At 70.0% G+C, this 16,291-nt stretch carries 14 protein-coding genes; 8 read left to right on the top strand and 6 right to left on the bottom strand.

All coding sequences use genetic code 11. The annotated features are described in order from the left end of the window. Positions 1 to 4 precede the first annotated feature (4 nt). Together JOE48_RS10635 and JOE48_RS10630 are read left to right on the top strand one after the other, a co-directional pair. The gene (locus tag JOE48_RS10635) at positions 5 to 1,567 is read left to right on the top strand and encodes a glycosyltransferase family 2 protein (RefSeq protein ID WP_210029699.1); all 1,563 of its coding nucleotides are present in this window, start codon (positions 5 to 7) and stop codon (positions 1,565 to 1,567) included. 244 nt (positions 1,568 to 1,811) lie between these two features. Then, positions 1,812 to 2,306: a cupin domain-containing protein gene (locus JOE48_RS10630; protein WP_210029697.1), complete on the top strand. Its 495-nt coding sequence runs from the start codon at positions 1,812 to 1,814 to the stop codon at positions 2,304 to 2,306. 61 nt (positions 2,307 to 2,367) lie between these two features. On the opposite strand, the gene JOE48_RS10625 is transcribed toward JOE48_RS10630, so the two are convergent. After that, a complete protein-coding gene (locus tag JOE48_RS10625) occupies positions 2,368 to 3,633 on the bottom strand; it encodes an FAD-dependent monooxygenase (RefSeq protein ID WP_210029695.1) in 1,266 nt (421 codons plus the stop codon). A 101-nt stretch (positions 3,634 to 3,734) separates the two neighbouring features. Here JOE48_RS10625 and tesB point away from each other — a divergent pair, with 101 nt between their 5' ends. From tesB to JOE48_RS10610, 3 genes are all read left to right on the top strand, one after another. Next, entirely contained in the window at positions 3,735 to 4,634 is a 900-nt protein-coding gene (gene tesB / locus JOE48_RS10620; protein ID WP_210029693.1) for an acyl-CoA thioesterase II, read from the top strand. Positions 4,635 to 4,934: 300 nt separating this feature from the next. Beyond that, complete coding sequence (locus JOE48_RS10615; protein WP_010683623.1) at positions 4,935 to 5,273, top strand: P-II family nitrogen regulator; 339 nt, start codon at positions 4,935 to 4,937, stop codon at positions 5,271 to 5,273. Between the two features lie 95 nt (positions 5,274 to 5,368). Next, positions 5,369 to 6,868, top strand: a complete 1,500-nt coding sequence (locus JOE48_RS10610) for an ammonium transporter (RefSeq protein WP_210029690.1) — start codon at positions 5,369 to 5,371, stop codon at positions 6,866 to 6,868. Positions 6,869 to 7,080: 212 nt separating this feature from the next. On the opposite strand, the gene JOE48_RS10605 is transcribed toward JOE48_RS10610, so the two are convergent. Then, positions 7,081 to 8,250 carry a phosphoserine transaminase gene (locus JOE48_RS10605; protein ID WP_210029688.1) on the bottom strand — a complete coding sequence of 390 codons (1,170 nt, stop codon included), beginning with the start codon at positions 8,248 to 8,250 and terminating at the stop codon, positions 7,081 to 7,083. A gap of 214 nt (positions 8,251 to 8,464) precedes the next feature. Here JOE48_RS10605 and JOE48_RS10600 point away from each other — a divergent pair, with 214 nt between their 5' ends. After that, complete coding sequence (locus JOE48_RS10600) at positions 8,465 to 8,644, top strand: hypothetical protein (RefSeq protein ID WP_210029686.1); 180 nt, start codon at positions 8,465 to 8,467, stop codon at positions 8,642 to 8,644. On the opposite strand, the gene trmD is transcribed toward JOE48_RS10600, so the two are convergent. Continuing rightward, positions 8,645 to 9,361 (bottom strand): tRNA (guanosine(37)-N1)-methyltransferase TrmD, encoded by a 717-nt coding sequence (gene trmD, locus JOE48_RS10595; protein WP_210029684.1) that lies wholly within the window; start codon positions 9,359 to 9,361, stop codon positions 8,645 to 8,647. It lies immediately after the preceding gene. 75 nt (positions 9,362 to 9,436) lie between these two features. On the opposite strand from trmD, the gene JOE48_RS10590 reads away from it, so the two are divergent. Continuing rightward, the gene (locus tag JOE48_RS10590; RefSeq protein WP_409518631.1) at positions 9,437 to 10,168 is read left to right on the top strand and encodes a class I SAM-dependent methyltransferase; all 732 of its coding nucleotides are present in this window, start codon (positions 9,437 to 9,439) and stop codon (positions 10,166 to 10,168) included. A gap of 127 nt (positions 10,169 to 10,295) precedes the next feature. Here JOE48_RS10590 and JOE48_RS10585 read toward each other — a convergent pair whose 3' ends face one another. After that, positions 10,296 to 11,822, bottom strand: coding sequence for a Do family serine endopeptidase (locus JOE48_RS10585; RefSeq protein ID WP_210029681.1), 1,527 nt, complete (start codon positions 11,820 to 11,822; stop codon positions 10,296 to 10,298). A 285-nt stretch (positions 11,823 to 12,107) separates the two neighbouring features. Between JOE48_RS10585 and JOE48_RS10580 the strand changes: the two genes are divergently transcribed. Beyond that, positions 12,108 to 12,473, top strand: a complete 366-nt coding sequence (locus JOE48_RS10580) for a hypothetical protein (protein ID WP_210029680.1) — start codon at positions 12,108 to 12,110, stop codon at positions 12,471 to 12,473. 3 nt (positions 12,474 to 12,476) lie between these two features. On the opposite strand, the gene JOE48_RS10575 is transcribed toward JOE48_RS10580, so the two are convergent. Then, complete coding sequence (locus tag JOE48_RS10575) at positions 12,477 to 15,317, bottom strand: valine--tRNA ligase (RefSeq protein WP_210029679.1); 2,841 nt, start codon at positions 15,315 to 15,317, stop codon at positions 12,477 to 12,479. 330 nt (positions 15,318 to 15,647) lie between these two features. Next, positions 15,648 to 16,238 (bottom strand): PopZ family protein, encoded by a 591-nt coding sequence (locus JOE48_RS10570; protein ID WP_210029678.1) that lies wholly within the window; start codon positions 16,236 to 16,238, stop codon positions 15,648 to 15,650. Positions 16,239 to 16,291: the final 53 nt, after the last annotated feature.

Genomic DNA, 16,291 nt, shown 5'->3' with positions numbered 1-16,291 from the left:
CACGATGCGCAGCCATTCGGCCCCCTCGCCAGCCTGGGAGGCGATCGCCTGGGGGACGCCCGCCGACCCCAAGGCGGCCGGGCCCAACGCGAACACGCCCGTCGTGCCGATCCTCCTCGACGCGGACCTTCAGCCTTTCGACACACGTCCCCTCGCCGCGGACTCGATCGAGCGGGCGGATGGCGCGGTGTTCCTCGTCGCGCCGGCAACCGCCACGCCCTGCCCGGATGTGCTCGAGCGGATCCGCGCGGCCCTGTCGGCGCGGCCCGACGTCGGCATCTTCTACGGGGATGACGCCGTCGTCGACGCCGAGGGCTTGGTGACGAGCGTCCATTGCAAGCCGGCCTTCAATCCCGGCCTGCTGATGGCGGATGACTATATCGGTTTCCCCCTGATCATCCGCGCCTCGGCACTCGCAGCCGTGACGCCCACCTTCGGCCGGCGCGAGGGGAACGCCGCGTGGTTCGCCTTCTGCCTGGAGGCGCTCTCGGCCGGGATCGGCCTCGATCGCATCCCGCACACGCTGCTCGCCTCGCCCCTCGCTCGGCCGAAGGCCGGGCGCAAGGCCCGCGCCCGTGTCCTGGAGCGGTGGTTCCGCGCCGCCGGCCAGCCGCTCACGACGGCGGCCGGGCTCACGCCGGATACGCTGGAGATCCGGCGGACGCTGGGCGATCCGCCCCCGGTGACCCTGGTGATCCCGACCGCGCAGAGCCGGCCCAAGGACGGCGACGGCGTCCCCACCGACCGGCCGCACATCGTCCAGCTCCTGGACAGCCTCGGGCGCAGCACCTACCCGGCCAACCGGATCACCGTGCTGATCGGCGACGACCGCGAGGATGACGCGATCTATCGGGGCCGCGCCGACCGGTTCACGGTCAAGCGCATCGACACGCGTCGTCCCGCGGGCGAGCCGTTCAACTATGCCGCCAAGATGAACCGGTTGTGGCGCGCCGCCGAGACCGACCTGGTCATCCTGATGAACGACGACCTCGTGGTCCGTCGGCGCGGATGGATCGAGGCCTTGCTGACCTTCGCCATGGACCACGGCGTCGGCGGCGTCGGCGGGCGGCTGCTCTTCCCGGACGGGACGATCCAGCACGCCGGCATGACCGGGGGCATCTTCGGCGTCTTCGCCCATCCCTGGTACAAGCGGCCGGCGGCGGAGCGGACCTATGCGGACTGGGCGCTCACCCAGCGCGACTGCGCGGCGGTGACCGGGGCGCTGTTTGCCACCCGCAAGGCCGTGCTGGAGGCCGTCAACGGCTTCGACGAGGGCTTCGCCCTCGACTTCAACGACGTCGATCTCTGCCTGAAGCTGCGCCTGCTCGGCTATCGTATCGTCTACACGCCGTTCGCCGAGATGGCGCATCATGAGAGCGCGTCGCGCACGACGAGCTTCGCCCCCGGCTCGCAGACAGCGCGCTTCCTGCGCCGCTGGCACGACGTCCTGGCGGAGGATCCCTCCTACAGCCCGCAGCTGCGCACCGACACAGACGTGGTCGCGCCGCGGACCGACGCAACCCGCTGGATCACCGAGCCCGGGACCGGAGCGGCCGCCGCGCGCTGACCCGGCTGCTCGCGCCCGCGATGGGATCCGCCGGAGCGTAACGGCGGCCGCGAATGGCCGCGGACATCTGCAGTCTCGCAAGGACCGGACGAGACGTTCGCCGGGATGTGGAATTAAGACAAACACACAAAGATCGAATGGAGGTGCCGTTTTAGGCTGTCCGGCCGCTATTCAGCAAAAGATAAAGCACGGATACTGCTGTCTCGTTCGAGGATGCCTAGAGCGCAGTACGCCGGAGCCTCCCGTGAGGAAGATCGCCATCGTCGCCGCCCTCCTGCTGGCGGCCGGCGCCTATGCGGAGATCCGGATCCACGAGCAGGGGCGTCCCATCTCCGGAACCACGATCAAGCCCGGGATCGCCGCCTTCAGTCCTTCGCCGATTCCGGCCGACTGGGTCGTCTCGGGAAGTCCCGTCACTGAAGTGGCAGAGGTCTCGCAGACCCACGACGGGAGTGCGCATGTCTATCTCTGGCGCACCACGGCGAGCACGTTCCGCTGGACCCACCAAGCCGACGAGATCATCACGATCCTTGATGGCGACGTCTTCATCACCGGGGCGGATGGCGAGCGCCGCCACCTCACGGCAGGCGATGTGGCGCATTTCCCGATCGGGTCCGTCCAGCTCTGGGAGGTCCCCACGAACCTCCTGAAGTCGGCGATCCTCAAGCACCGGAGCCCGACCCTGGTCGAGGCCTCGATGCGCTGGATGCGCCGGGCCCGCGTTCTCGTCGCCGGTTGAGGACCGAGGCGGGTATGCCCGGCAGCCGCCGCGTCGCGATGATGCGCCGATCCGGGAGGCCCTACAGCGCCTCCCCCCGCATCAGCCGCGGCCGCGACCCCCGCGCGGCGGCCGCCTCGCCGATGAAGAAGCGCTTGAGGCCGGGCAGCCGGTCCACGATCCCGAGGCCCAGGTCGCGGGCGAGCCGGAGCGGCAGGGCGTCGTTCGAGAACAGGCGGTTCAGCCCGTCCGTCGCCGCCGCCATGGCGAAGCTGTCGAACCGGCGCGCACGCTCGTAGGCGCGCAGGACGTCCGGGCTGCCCGGGTCGAGGCCGAGGCGCAGCGCGCCCGTCATGGCCTCGGCCAACGCTGCCGCGTCGGCGAGGCCGAGATTGAGGCCCTGGCCGGCGATCGGGTGGATGACGTGGGCGGCATCCCCCAGTAGGGCGAGCCGCTCAGCGCGGAACGCCCGGGCGATGCCGAAGGCCAGCGGGTGCCGGCTCGGGCCGTGTTCCAGCGCGAGGGCGCCGAGGTCCAGGGTGAACCGGCGCTCGATCTCGGCCAGCACCTCGTCGGGCGCCCCGGAGAGCAAAGCCTCGGCTGCGTCCGACCGCTCGGTCCAGACGATGGACGAGCGATGGCCCAGGGCGCCCCCGTCGCGCAGCGGCAGGATCGCGAACGGGCCGGCCGGCAGGAAATGCTCGAAGGCCCGTCCCGCATGCGGCCGGGTATGGCCGATGGTCGCCACGATTCCGACCTGCGGATAGGACCAGCCGACCCAGCCGATCCGCGCGGCCTCGCGCAGGCGCGAGGCCGCGCCGTCGGCGGCCACCAGCAGGTCGCCGCGCATACTGTCGCCGGTCGTCAGCACCGCGCGGATTCCGGCGCCCTCCGGCATGGCCCGCACCACCCCCGCGGCCACGAAGGACACGCCGGCCGCCCGGCAGGCCTCCGCCAGTGCCGCAGCCAGGGGTTCGGCCTCGACCATGTGGGCGAAGGGTTCGTCGGCCGCGCGGGAATCCGCATCCTCGCGCCCGAAGGTGAGGAAGACGGGCCGGACCGGATCGGCCAGGCGGCTGTCGCTGATCACCATCTCGGTGATCGGCTCGGCCGCCTCCGCGACGCGGGGCCACAGGCCGAGCTGCGCCAGCATCCGGCGTCCGCCGGCCGCGAGGGCGTAGGCGCGGCCGCGGTGCCGTGCGGGATCCGCGGCGCCCGGGTCGATCACCGTCACGGCGAGCGCCGGGCCGTGCGCTTGCTTGAGGGCCAGCGCCAAGGCGAGGCTCGGCAGGCCGCCGCCGGCGATCAGGAGGCTGCGGCTGCCGGGGCGGGACATCTCGGCCGTCATGGTCGCGGATCTCCGGTGTGGCGTCCCGTGCGGGACGCGTGGATTGGTTCGTCCGAAAAGCCTATGTCGCACGCGGGCAACGAACGGAAACCCCGCTTGTCATGACCGACGCCAATACCGACGCGATGACGGATGCCGTCGCCGAGCTGATCGCCATCCTCGACCTGGAGCGGCTGGAGGTCGATCTCTTCCGCGGTCAGAACCCGAAGACGGGCTGGCGCCGGGTCTTCGGCGGCCAGGTCGTCGCGCAGGCCCTGGTCGCCGCGACCCGCACGGTGCCGGACGACCGCCCCGCCCACTCGCTGCACGCGTATTTCATGCTCCCGGGCGATCCCCGCACGCCCATCGTCTACGAGGTCGAGCGGATCCGGGACGGCCGGAGCTTCACCACGCGCCGGGTTAAGGCGATCCAGCACGGGCGGGCGATTTTCGCCACGACGGTCTCCTACCAGGTCGCCGAGGAGGGCCTCACGCACCAGCCCGCGATGCCGGTGGTGGCGGGGCCGGAAGGTCTCCTCGACGGCAAGGCCCTGGCGGCGGCGGGCGGCACCGGCATGCCGGAGGCGATTGCCGCCTATTTCGGGCGCGAGCGCCCGATCGACCTGCGTCCGGTCGATCTCAACCGCTACATCCCGGCCCGGGCGGGCGGACGGCCGCCTGAGCCGGTCTTCAATGTCTGGCTGCGCGCAGCCTCAGCGCTTCCGGACGATCCGGCCCTGCACCGGGCGGTCCTGGCCTACGCCTCCGACATGACCCTGCTCGACGTCTCGCTGATCCCGCACGGGCGCTCGGTGTTCGACCCCGCCATCCAGGCGGCGAGCCTCGACCACGCGCTCTGGTTCCACCGCCCCGTGAAGATCGACGAGTGGCTGCTCTACGCGCAGGACAGTCCGGTTGCCGGGGGTGCCCGCGGCTTTGCCCGCGGGCAGATCTTCGACCGGGCCGGCAACCTCGTGGCCTCCGTCGCGCAGGAGGGCCTCATTCGCAGGATCAGGGATTAAAACACGTTCCGACGCGTGTGTTGCGCACCTGCAACGCGGTTCAGTGCATCGAATTGGGCAGTTTGCCCATTGGCTGAGCGCCTTTGCCGGCCGCTCTGCCTCGGATCTGGCCGTTATGGGCTAATCCGTGGGCAGAAGCGTGATGCGGGAAAATGTTCCCGGTCCAGCTCCTCTGGCATAGTCCTTGAATAGCGGCCTTCGACCGCGGGCCATCCCGAGCCTGCGGACGATCCGGGCCGGGTCGTCCTGCAAGTCGGGCGACGGCACCGGTTCCCAAGGACTTCGAAGGGGGCGTCGCCCATGAAAATCGTGATGGCCATCATCAAGCCGTTCAAGCTCGAGGAGGTCCGCGATGCGCTGACCGGAATCGGCGTGCACGGCCTGACGGTGACGGAGGTGAAGGGCTACGGCCGGCAGAAGGGCCACACCGAAATCTACCGCGGCGCCGAGTACGCGGTGAGCTTCCTGCCGAAGCTGAAGATCGAGGTCGCCGTCGCCTCCGACCTGACGTCGAGCGTGATCGACGCCATCGCGGGCGCGGCCCGCACCGGCCAGATCGGTGACGGCAAGATCTTCGTGATGCCGCTGGAAAAGGCGGTGCGCATCCGGACCGGCGAGACCGACGCCGACGCCCTCTGACCGGACGCTGTCCGAGTCCACGCCCGGCGCGCCGGGCCTGCAGAGCTTCATGCTTTCCTGACACAACGCGAATTCCGACCGGGAGCCACGTGCCCATGAAACTTCGTCATGCCCTCATGCTCGGCTTGGGAGGGGCGGCGATCGCCGCCCTCCTGATCGAGCCGTCTCTCGCGCAGACGCCGACGCCGGAGGCGGCCTCGCCGCCGCCGGCCCCGATCCCCAACAAGGGCGATACGGCCTGGATGATGATCTCGTCGGCCCTGGTGCTGATGATGTCGGTCCCGGGCCTCGCGCTGTTCTACGGCGGCCTCGTCCGCACCAAGAACATGCTGTCGGTGCTGACCCAGGTCTTCGCGATCGTGTCGATCGTGGGCCTGCTCTGGGTGTTCTACGGCTACAGCCTCGCCTTCACCAACGGCGGCGGCCTCAACGACTTCGTCGGCGGCTTCTCGAAGGCCTTCTTGAAGGGCATCGACGCCAATTCCACCGTGGCGACCTTCTCGAACGGCGTCGTGATCCCCGAATACGCCTATCTGTGCTTCCAGATGACGTTCGCGATGATCACCCCCGCGCTGATCGTCGGCGCCTTCGCCGAGCGGATGAAGTTCTCCGCCCTGGTGGTCTTCACGATCCTCTGGGTCACGGTCATCTACTTCCCGATGGCCCACATGGTCTGGTACTGGGCCGGCCCGGACGCCGTCGGCAACGCCGCCAAGGCACTGGCTGCCGCCACCGACGATGCCTCGAAGGCGACCGCCCAGGCGGCCCTCGACGCGGTCAACAAGGATGCCGGCTTCCTCTTCCAGAAGGGCGCCCTCGACTTCGCGGGCGGCACCGTGGTCCACATCAACGCGGGCATCGCCGGCTTCGTCGGCTGCCTGATCATGGGCAAGCGCATCGGCTACGGCCGTGACCTGCTCGCCCCGCACTCCCTGACCATGACGATGATCGGCGCCTCGCTGCTGTGGGTCGGCTGGTTCGGCTTCAATGCCGGCTCGAACCTCGAGTCCAACGGCACCGCCGCGCTCGCCATGCTCAACACCTTCGTGGCGACCTGCGGCGCCGCGGTGGCGTGGCTGTTCGCCGAGTGGGCCCTCAAGGGCAAGCCGTCGCTGCTCGGCATGCTGTCGGGCGCGGTCGCCGGCCTCGTCGCCGTCACCCCGGCCTCCGGCTTCGCCGGCCCGATGGGCTCGATCGTGCTCGGCCTTGTCGCCGGCGTGGTCTGCTTCGTGATGTGCTCCACCGTGAAGAACGCGCTGGGCTACGACGACTCGCTGGACGTGTTCGGCGTCCACTGCATCGGCGGCATCCTGGGCGCGCTGGCGACCGGCATCCTGGTCGACCCGAACCTCGGCGGCGTCGGCATCCCCGACTATACCTCGAAGCCGGGTGAACTGGCGGTCGGTGCCTACGACATGATGAGCCAGCTCATCATCCAGGCGGAGGCGGTCGGCCTGACGCTCCTGTGGTCGGGCATCGGCTCGGCGATCCTCTACAAGCTCGTCGACGTGACGATCGGCCTGCGTGTCACGCAGGAGGAGGAGCGCGAGGGTCTCGACATCGCCGATCACGGCGAGCGCGCCTACAATTACTGAGACGGACGGCGCGGCCCCTCGGGGCCGCGTCCACACAAACGAAAACCCCGGCTCCGAAAGGGCCGGGGTTTTTTACGTCGGGACGTCATCGGGAGCGCAACGATGCGACCCCGGGCAGCGCTACGGCCGGAAAAGGGCGCGAACCCCTGGATGGCTTCGCTCCGCTCGCAAAGACGAAGTGGGGCTGCGACCGGACATCGAACCCAAAGCTTTTAAGCCGCCCGCGTCAGCGCCGCCTTCTCCTCAGTGAAGGCCCAGTCGAGCCAGGGCGTCAGCGCTTCCAGATCCGAAGCCTCGACCGTGGCGCCGCACCAGATCCGCAGGCCCGCCGGGGCGTCCCGGTAGGCGCCGATGTCGAGGGCGACGCCCTCCCGCTCGAGGCGGTCCACGATCCCCGCCGCGAAGGACGAGACCGCCGCGTCGCCCCGGGCGAGCACGTCCGGATCGGCGACCACGAGGCAGACGCCGGTATTCGAGTAGGTGGCGGGATCGACGGCCAGCGGCGCGATCCAGGGCGTCCGTGCGACCCAATCGTAGATCACCTCGGCATTCGCATCCGCCCGCGCATGGAGCGCCGGCAGGCCGCCGATCCGCTCGGCCCAGCCAAGCGTGTCGAGGTAATCCTCCACCGCCAGCATCGAGGGCGTGTTGATCGTGTCGCCCTTGAAAATGCCCTCGATCAGCGTGCCATCCTTGGTGAGGCGGAAGACCTTCGGCAGCGGCCAGGACGGCGTGTGGCTCTCGAGCCGCGCCACGGCGCGGGGCGAGAGGATCAGCATGCCGTGCGCCGCCTCGCCGCCCATCACCTTCTGCCAGGAGAAGGTCACGACATCGAGCTTGTCCCACGGCAGGGGCTGCGCGAAGGCCGCCGAGGTGGCGTCGCAGATCGTCAGACCTTCGCGGTCCGCCGCGATCCAGTCGCCGTTCGGCACCTTCACGCCGGCCGCGGTGCCATTCCAGGTGAAGACCACGTCGCTGTTCTTCGTATCGATCGCCGCGAGGTCGGGAAGGATTCCGTAGGGCGTCTGGTGGATGCGGGGCGCGATCTTGAGCTGCTTCAGCGCGTCGGTGACCCACTCCTTGCCGAACGCCTCCCAGGCGGCGACCTCGACGGGCTTCGGCCCGAGCATCGTCCACATCGCCATCTCGACGGCGCCGGTATCGGAGGCGGGCACGATGCCGATCCGATAGTCGGCGGGCACCTGCAGGACCGCCCGTGTCAGGTCGATCGCCCGGCTGAGCTTGGCCTTGCCGACGGGGGAGCGGTGCGACCGGCCCAGGGCGGCATCGGCCAGGGCGGCCGGGTTCCAGCCCGGACGCTTGGCGCAAGGGCCGGAGGAGAAATGGGGCACGCGCGGTCGCTGCGCGGGGCGGCTGGTCATGACGAATCCATCCTTGCAGAGGGGCGCGCCTCGGCGGGGAAGCGTTCCCGCTCCCGCGCATGCGCCGAAACCGGCCGGCTTGCAAGCGCCTGTCCGGCAAGCAGTCTTGGCCGCCTGGCCCCACCCGGGACAGCCCGTCTGGAGCGGCGGAACAGTCGATTAATCCTGGGCCGTTAGCCTTAATGCTGTGCCGCGTTGCGTTTGAGGTACGCCGATGTCTACCCACAGCGCCGCGATATTGGCGGTCTGGTCTGTTCTGCTTGTGGTTATTGGGGCCTTAACAGCCCATGTCGCGCTCCCGAGCCGCCTCCGGAGGCCCATGGCGCAGCCGCTGCGCCTCGATCCGATGGATTACGAGGGCGATGGCCCGGTGATCGACCTCGAGGCGGCGTGATCAGGACCGGGTGCGGGCGCCCGCACCCGGCAGATCCGGACGGCGTTCGGCGGTGATGCGCTCGGCCTCCGCCCGCCGCCAGCGGGCGATAGCCCCGTGATTTCCGCCGGAGAGCACATCGGGGATCGCGCGACCCTCCCAGTCCCGCGGCCGGGTGTAGTGCGGGTATTCCAGGAGACCGCCCTCGAAGCTCTCCTCGTCGCCCGATTCGCTCTTGCCCATCACCCCGGGCAGCAGCCGCACGCAGGCGTCGAGCACCACCAGGGCGGCGATCTCGCCGCCGGAGAGCACGTAGTCGCCGATCGAGACCTCCTCCAGCCCGCGCCCGGCGATCACCCGCTCGTCGACCCCCTCGAAGCGTCCGCAGACGATCAGCGCCCCCGGACCGGCGGCGAGCGCCCGCACCCGCGCCTGGGTGAGCGGCCGGCCGCGCGGAGACATCAGCAGGCGCGGGCGCGGATCGTCCGTCCCGGTCGCGGCGTCGATGGCGGCGCCGAGCACGTCGCAGCGGAGCACCATTCCGGCGCCACCGCCCGCCGGCGTATCGTCCACGGAGCGGTGGCGGCCGAGGCCGTGCTCGCGGATGTTGCGCGCCTCCAGGCTCCAGTCGCCGCGCGCCAGGGCGTCGCCCGAGAGGGACAGGCCAAGCGGGCCCGGGAACATCTCCGGGTAGAGGGTGAGGATCGTGGCCCGCCAGGGCGTGTCCGCGCGCGTCATGGCGCTTGATGGCGCGCGGGGTGCGGCACGGTCAACGTCCGCGGCACCGCCAGGGCGCTCCGCGTGTTGTCGGCCATGATCCGCGCCTTGACCCGCCGCTTGGCACTCCTCTCCGTAGCCCTGACCGGTCCGGCGCTCGCCGCCGAGCCCCTCGCACCCCCGGGCGCGCCCGCGAGCGCCTTCCCCAAGCCCGACCGGCCCGTGGCCGAGATCGTCGCGCCGCGCTGGTCCTCGGAGGCCGAGCGCGACAAGGCCGGCGAGTTCGCCGAGGTCGCCAAGGGGATGGGCATCGCCCCCGGCCAGACCGTGGCCGATATCGGCGCCGGCAGCGGCTACTATGTAGTCCGGTTGAGCCCGTCGGTCGGGCCCGGCGGCCGGGTGCTGGCCGAGGATGTGACCCCGGATTACCTGGCGGCCCTCGAGAAGCGCGTGCGCGGGCTCGGCAACGTCACCGTGGTGCGGGGCGAGCCGCATGATCCGCGCCTGCCCCCGGCATCCGTGGACGCGGCGATCCTCGTGCACATGTACCACGAGATCACACAGCCCTTCGGCCTGCTGCACAACCTCGCCCCGGCGATGCGTCCGGGCGGGCGCGTCGGCATCGTCGACGCGGACGACATTCCCTCCCGCCACGGCACCCCGCCGGCCCTCCTGCGCTGCGAGCTGGCCGCGGCCGGCTATCGGGAGACCGGCTTCCAACCCTTGAAGGGCGGTGCCTATCTCGCCGTGTTCGCGGCGCCCGCACCGGACGCGCGTCCGATGCCGGATACCATCCGCCCCTGCCGGGATGCAGAGACCGCGCGGTAGCGCCCCCTTGGGAGCGGTCGGCGCAAGCCGGTCCTGACGAAAATGGCGCCGGCCTGCTCGGCCGGCGCCAGTCGGAGGTCACCACGAAATGACGCGGGGGAGGCCCCCCGCGCGGGCGATACCGGCCTCAGCCGGCGTTCTTGCTGAGCGAGACCGCGACGAAGCGGGTCTGCCCCTTGCCGCTCTTCACCCGCATCAGCACGGCCTTGCGCCCACTGGACTCCGCTGCCCGGATCTGCGCGGCCACATCCGCCGGACGGGAGACGCTCTGGCCGCCGACGTCGAGGATCACGTCGCCCGCCTCGATACCCTTGGCGGCCGCCGGCCCGTCCGGATCAACCTGCACCACCGCGACACCCTGGTCGGACAGGCCGACATCGCCGGCTGGCGCGAGCTGGAGGCCGAGTCGCGGCTGGCCGTTGCCCGTATCCTCGTCGCGGCTCGCGACCTTGGTGCCGTCGGTCGGCATGGTGCCGAGCGTCACCGTGGCGACGTCCGACTTGCCGCCGCGCAGGTAGCTGAGCTCCACCTTCGCCCCGGGCTTCATCCCGGCGATCCGGCGCGACAGTTCGCGCGCGCTGTCCACCGTGTCGCCGTTGACTTTCTCGATCACGTCGCCCGACTTGAGGCCGGCCTTCGCCGCTGGGGTGCCGTTCTCGGCGTGGTCGACGAGGGCGCCCTTGGCCTTGTCGAGGCCGAGACCCTCGGCGATGTCCTGCGTCACCGGCTGGATCTGGACGCCGAGATAGCCGCGGGCGACCTTGCCGTCGGTGCGGAGCTGCTCTACCACCGCCTGCACGGTCTCGGCCGGGATCGCGAAGGCGAGGCCGACGCTGCCGCCCGACGGAGAGGCGATCGCGGTGTTCACGCCGACCACCTCGCCGTTGACGTTGAAGGTCGGGCCGCCCGAATTGCCCTTGTTGATCGGAGCGTCGATCTGCAGGAAGTCGTCGTACGGGCCGGCGCCGATGTCGCGGCCGCGGGCCGAGACGATGCCGGCGGTCACGGTGCCGCCGAGGCCGAACGGGTTACCGATCGCCACGACCCAGTCGCCGACCTGCGGCGCGGCCTTGCCGAACTGCACGTACGGGAAGTTCGAGCCCTCTGTGATCTTCAGCAGCGCGACATCGGTCTTGGAATCCTTCCCGATGACCTTCGCGTCGAGGGTGCGGCCGTCGTCCAGCGTCACCTGCACGGTCTTGGCATGGTCGACGACGTGGTTGTTGGTCACCACGTAGCCGTCGGCCGAGATGATGAAGCCGGAGCCGACCGCGCCGCGCGGGCCCTGATGCTGGGGCTGCATCCCGCCGGGCCCGTTCTGGCCGAAGCGCTTGAAGAACTCGCGCAGCTGCGGCGGCACGTTCTGGAGGTTGCGGCCCTGGCTCGGGCCGTCGTCGTCGTCGCTGCTCGCCGAATCGTCGAGCTTCACCTTCACCGAGACGACGCCCGGCTTCACCTTGTTGACGATGCCGGCGAACGAGCCCGGCGGGTGCTCGGGGGCCTCGATCGGGGATTTCGGAAGGGCCTGCGCGTAGGCCGGGGTGGCGGACGGCAGGTAGCCGCTGCCGAGGGCGCCGCCGGCGATCAGGGCGGCGGCGGCCACGGAGGCGAGGGCGCGGCGCGATGTGCGGCCGGAAGGACGGGTCTCGGTCATGGGGGTCTGAAACCTCTCGGGACTGATCGGGACGACGCCGGCTCACGCGGCGGTCGATAGGATCTGTCTAGAGGGCGGCCCCTGACCCGGGCGTGGCGGTCACATTACGGTTTCGACAGGTGCGGAGGCGGCTCGCCACGACGCCGTGCGGCGTGGGAAACGCCCCTGGCTTGTGCCGCTTGCCACCGCGCTTCCTCAGCGTCGATCCATGATCCCACCGCGTTCGGCAGCGGTCGGTACTTTCGGATCCGCGAGATGCCCGCCTTGAGGCTGAGGAATACAATCATGGGGACGCCGTTCGCGGCCGCCGTGTTCTTCGGATCGACTGTCGGGGCGTTGGCTGTCGAGCCGTACACAAATTTCCGCGACTATTTCGACGCCACGCCCGCCTTCGCGGTGCCGGTCGCGCGCAGCAATGCCAAGACGACCTACGGCGTCGATACGGGCCGCCACGATGCGGGTCGTGACGCCAAGACGGCAGCCAACCTGAAGCCCGGGTACCGGAATCAGGCCGGCGGGTATGTTCCGCCGGACTACACCACGCATCCGCGTGTTGCGTCACAGAATGACTTCCGGAGACCCAGCGCCATGTCGTCCGGCAGTTCGGGGGCGCCGAAGGCGTTCACCGGCGCCCTCGGCACCCGCCGGTAACGCTCAGTCCCCGCTCAGACGCGCCAGCGCCTCCTCGATCTTCACGAGCCGCGCCGCCTCGCTCTCCCGGCGCTCGCGGTTCTCCTCGATGATCTCCTCCGGTGCGCGGGCGACGAAGTCGGCGTTGCCGAGCTTGGCGTCGATCTTCTTGATCTCGCCCTCCGCCTTGCCCTGCTCCTTCTTCAGCCGCGCGACCTCGGCGGCGAGATCGACAACGCCTTCCAGGGGAAGGGCGGCGACACTGCCGCGCACCAGGAGCTGCACCGAGTTCTTGGGCGGCGTGTCCGAGAAGGTGATCTCCGACAGGCGGGCGAGGCGCAGCAGCGTGTCCCGCCACGCCTCGACCCGCGCCCGGACGTCCGCAGCCGCGCCGACCATCACGAGCGGGATCTGCGCGCCGGCCGGCACATTGGTCTCGGACCGCGCCGAGCGGATCTGGCTGACGAGATCGACCACGAAGCCGACCTCGGCCTCCGCGGCCGCATCGGCGAGGCCGCCGAGCTCCGGCCAGGATGCGAGGGTCAGGAGGCCGCGCTCGGGCAGGCCGGCGCCCTTGATCGCCCACAGCTCCTCGGTGAGGAACGGCATGAACGGGTGCAGGAGCTTGGCGACCTGATCGATCAGGAACGCCACGCTGGCCTGCGTCTCGGCCCGGATCGCGGGATCGACGCCCTCGCCCTGGAGCACGGGCTTGGCGAGTTCGAGGTACCAGTCGCAGAAGATGTTCCAGACGAAGCGGTAGGCGGCGCCCGCAGCGTCGTTGAAGCGGAAGGCCTCCAGCGCCGTTGTCACCTCGTGGACCGCGCGGGCGGCTTCGGTCAGCGCCCAGCGGTTGATCGCGCCGGTGGCGGAGCGCGGGTCGAAGGCCGGGTCTAGGCCGCAGCCGTTCAGCTCGGCGAAGCGGGCGGCGTTCCAGAGCTTGGTGGTGAAGTTCCGGTAATCCTTGACCCTGTCCTCCGACAGCTTGATGTCGCGGCCCTGGACGGCGAGCGCGCACAGGGTGAAGCGCAGGGCGTCCGCGCCCATCTTCTCGATGAGTTCGAGGGGGTCGACGACGTTGCCCTTCGACTTCGACATCTTCGCGCCCGACGCGTCCCGCACGAGGGTGTGCAGGTAGACCGTGTCGAACGGCGCCCGGTCGGTGAGGTGCAGCCCCATCATCATCATCCGGGCGACCCAGAAGAACAGGATGTCCTTGCCGGTCACAAGGGTATTGGTTGGGTAGAAGCGAGCGAGTTCCGGGGTCGAATCCGGCCAGCCGAGCGTCGAGAACGGCCAGAGGGCCGACGAGAACCACGTGTCGAGGACGTCCGGATCCCGGATCAATGGAAATTCTTTCGAATCTCCGCTACCCCATGATTGCAGCAGCGTCGCATACTCGGCGTCCGAGCGCGCTACACGGACCGTGCTGTCGGATTTTCCAATGCTTGAAAGAAACTTCGCTGCCTCCAAGATTGCCTCGGATTCGTCTAGGGCAACGAAAGCTTGTTTGTCGAAAAGGCCAGAAGTCAGATCTGACGAGAGGGTGGGGCCAAACCATGCTGGGATCTGGTGGCCCCACCAGAGCTGGCGCGACACGCACCAGGGCTCGATGTTGGTGAGCCACTGGAAGAACGTCTTCTCGTAATTCTCGGGGACGAACTTGGTCTGCCCGTCGCGCACCGCCTGAAGGGCGCGCTCGGCCAGCGGCTTGACGTTCACGTACCATTGGTCGGTCAGGTACGGCTCGATCACGACGCCCGAGCGGTCGCCGTGCGGGACCGCATGGGTGTTCGGCTCGATCATGCGCAGGCGCTCGCGCGCCTCCATCAGGGCGACGACCTCCTTGCGCGCCTGCGCCCGGTCGATGCCGTCGAGCGCCAGGACCTCCGGCTCGGGCGAGGTCCCGTCGAGGAACGCCGCGTTACCGTCGAGCAGCATCCGGCCCTCGGGATCAAGCACGTTGATCAGGCCGAGCCCGTGGCGCCGCCCGACCTCGAAGTCGTTGAAGTCGTGGGCCGGGGTGATCTTGACCGCGCCGGTGCCCTTTTCGGGATCGGAATACTCGTCGGCGACGATCGGGATCAGGCGGCCGACCAGCGGCAGGCGCACGCGCTTGCCGACCAGCGCCCGGTAGCGCTCGTCCTCGGGATGGACCGCGACGCCGGTATCGCCCAGCATCGTCTCGGGGCGGGTCGTCGCCACCGTGATGATGGCGCCGGTCTCGTTGCCGGACTCGTCCACCACCGGGTAGTCGAAGTGCCAGAGATGGCCCCTGGTCTCGATCTGCTGGACCTCCAGGTCCGAGATCGCGGTCTGGAACTTCGGATCCCAGTTCACCAGCCGCTTGTCGCGGTAGATCAGGCCCTGGCGGTGCAGGTCGACGAAGGTCTTGAGCACGGCGCGGCTCAAGCCCTCATCCATGGTGAAGCGCTCCCGCGACCAGTCGCAGGAGGCGCCGAGGCGCTTGAGCTGGTTGACGATGGCCCCCCCGGATTCCGCCTTCCAGGACCAGACCTTCTCGACGAAGGCCGCGCGGCCGATCTCGCGGCGACCGGGTTCCTTGGCCTCGGCCATGCGCCGCTCGACCACCATCTGGGTCGCGATCCCGGCATGATCGGTCCCAGGCTGCCACAGCACGTCCTTGCCGCGCATGCGCTCGAAGCGGCACAGCACGTCCTGCAGGGTGTTGTTGAGGGCATGGCCCATGTGCAGCGAGCCCGTCACGTTCGGCGGCGGGATCACGATGCAGTACGGTGGAGCGCCGGCGCGCTCGGGACGGCCGGCGCGGAAGGCGTCCGCCTCGGCCCAGGCTGCGGAGATCCGCGCCTCGACGGAGGCGGGCTCGAAGGTCTTGTCCATCATCGCGGGTACGGGCGGGCGCTTGTCCAAAGGGGGTTGGACCCGCTTTCGACCGTCACGCCGCTTCCGTCAACACGCGGCCGACGCCCCCGGGGCTGGGCGACATGGGTGCCATCGCGAATGTGCGGCGCGTCCAACGACAAACCCGGCGTTCCGGGGCTGCACAGAAGGGCCCGGAACCCAGACACTCAACCCGTGCCCGTGCTTGGCGCTTCGGCGGCTCTCGGTGCCGGGTTCCGCTATGCGGACCCGGGATGACTGGGAGGGGCGAAGTCGTTCGGCTCGTTCCCCTGAAGGACCCGCGGATCCCGCCCCGCTGCCCGGGTGTGAAACTCAGCGCCCGCGCGAGACGCGCTCGATCTCGGCACGCACGAGGCGCTCCACTACAGCCGGCAGGTTGTCGTCGAGCCAGGATTTCAGCATCGGCCGGAGCATCTCCTTGACGAGATCCTCCAGGGTCCGGGCGTTCTGCGTCAGCACCGTGTGGGCCAGCAGATTGAACGCGCCGCTGACGCTGGCGTCGGTGGCCGGCGAGACCAGGGTCTCGAGCTCCGGCTCCGGCCGCGCCGCCTGGAACACCGGCTGCGGTGGCGGCGATGGCGGCGGCGGTGCCGGAGGCTCCGGGATCGGCTCCGGCTCCATGGCGACCGGCTCGTCGAAGTCGATCGCGTCGAAATCGATCATCGCCGGCTCTGGCTCCGGCGCGACGGCGCGCGGGCGGACGACCGGTTCAGCGACCTCGGCGAGATCGAGCACGTCGTCGGGCTCGGGTGCCGGGGCGACCTCGGCCGGCTTGGTCGCCTGATCGTCGGCGATGATCCTCCGGATCGACGCCAGGATCTCTTCCATCGAAGGCTCGTGCGCCTTGTCGGCAGCCTTGTCCTGGAAATTGGTGTCCGGGATCTTGGGGCTTGCTGCACTCATCGGCAGGCGCACTCGGGCATGGGAGACTGGAAAGCGGCCCGAACGGGCCGGTG

Source organism: Methylobacterium sp. PvR107 (assembly GCF_017833295.1).
Classification (GTDB): Bacteria; Pseudomonadota; Alphaproteobacteria; order Rhizobiales; family Beijerinckiaceae; genus Methylobacterium.
This window is presented reverse-complemented; position numbering and strand designations above follow the sequence as displayed.

Coding starts and splice junctions, on each gene's coding strand:
- JOE48_RS10635 (WP_210029699.1), top strand. CDS start 5: ATGCGCAGCCATTCGGCCCCCTCGCCAGCCTGGGAGGCGATCGCCTGG.
- trmD (WP_210029684.1), bottom strand. CDS start 9,361: ATGACGCGCGCGGACACGCCCTGGCGGGCCACGATCCTCACCCTCTAC.
- JOE48_RS10610 (WP_210029690.1), top strand. CDS start 5,369: ATGAAACTTCGTCATGCCCTCATGCTCGGCTTGGGAGGGGCGGCGATC.
- JOE48_RS10590 (WP_409518631.1), top strand. CDS start 9,437: ATGATCCGCGCCTTGACCCGCCGCTTGGCACTCCTCTCCGTAGCCCTG.
- JOE48_RS10570 (WP_210029678.1), bottom strand. CDS start 16,238: ATGAGTGCAGCAAGCCCCAAGATCCCGGACACCAATTTCCAGGACAAG.
- JOE48_RS10605 (WP_210029688.1), bottom strand. CDS start 8,250: ATGACCAGCCGCCCCGCGCAGCGACCGCGCGTGCCCCATTTCTCCTCC.
- JOE48_RS10580 (WP_210029680.1), top strand. CDS start 12,108: ATGGGGACGCCGTTCGCGGCCGCCGTGTTCTTCGGATCGACTGTCGGG.
- JOE48_RS10615 (WP_010683623.1), top strand. CDS start 4,935: ATGAAAATCGTGATGGCCATCATCAAGCCGTTCAAGCTCGAGGAGGTC.
- JOE48_RS10575 (WP_210029679.1), bottom strand. CDS start 15,317: ATGATGGACAAGACCTTCGAGCCCGCCTCCGTCGAGGCGCGGATCTCC.
- JOE48_RS10600 (WP_210029686.1), top strand. CDS start 8,465: ATGTCTACCCACAGCGCCGCGATATTGGCGGTCTGGTCTGTTCTGCTT.
- JOE48_RS10585 (WP_210029681.1), bottom strand. CDS start 11,822: ATGACCGAGACCCGTCCTTCCGGCCGCACATCGCGCCGCGCCCTCGCC.
- JOE48_RS10625 (WP_210029695.1), bottom strand. CDS start 3,633: ATGACGGCCGAGATGTCCCGCCCCGGCAGCCGCAGCCTCCTGATCGCC.
- tesB (WP_210029693.1), top strand. CDS start 3,735: ATGACCGACGCCAATACCGACGCGATGACGGATGCCGTCGCCGAGCTG.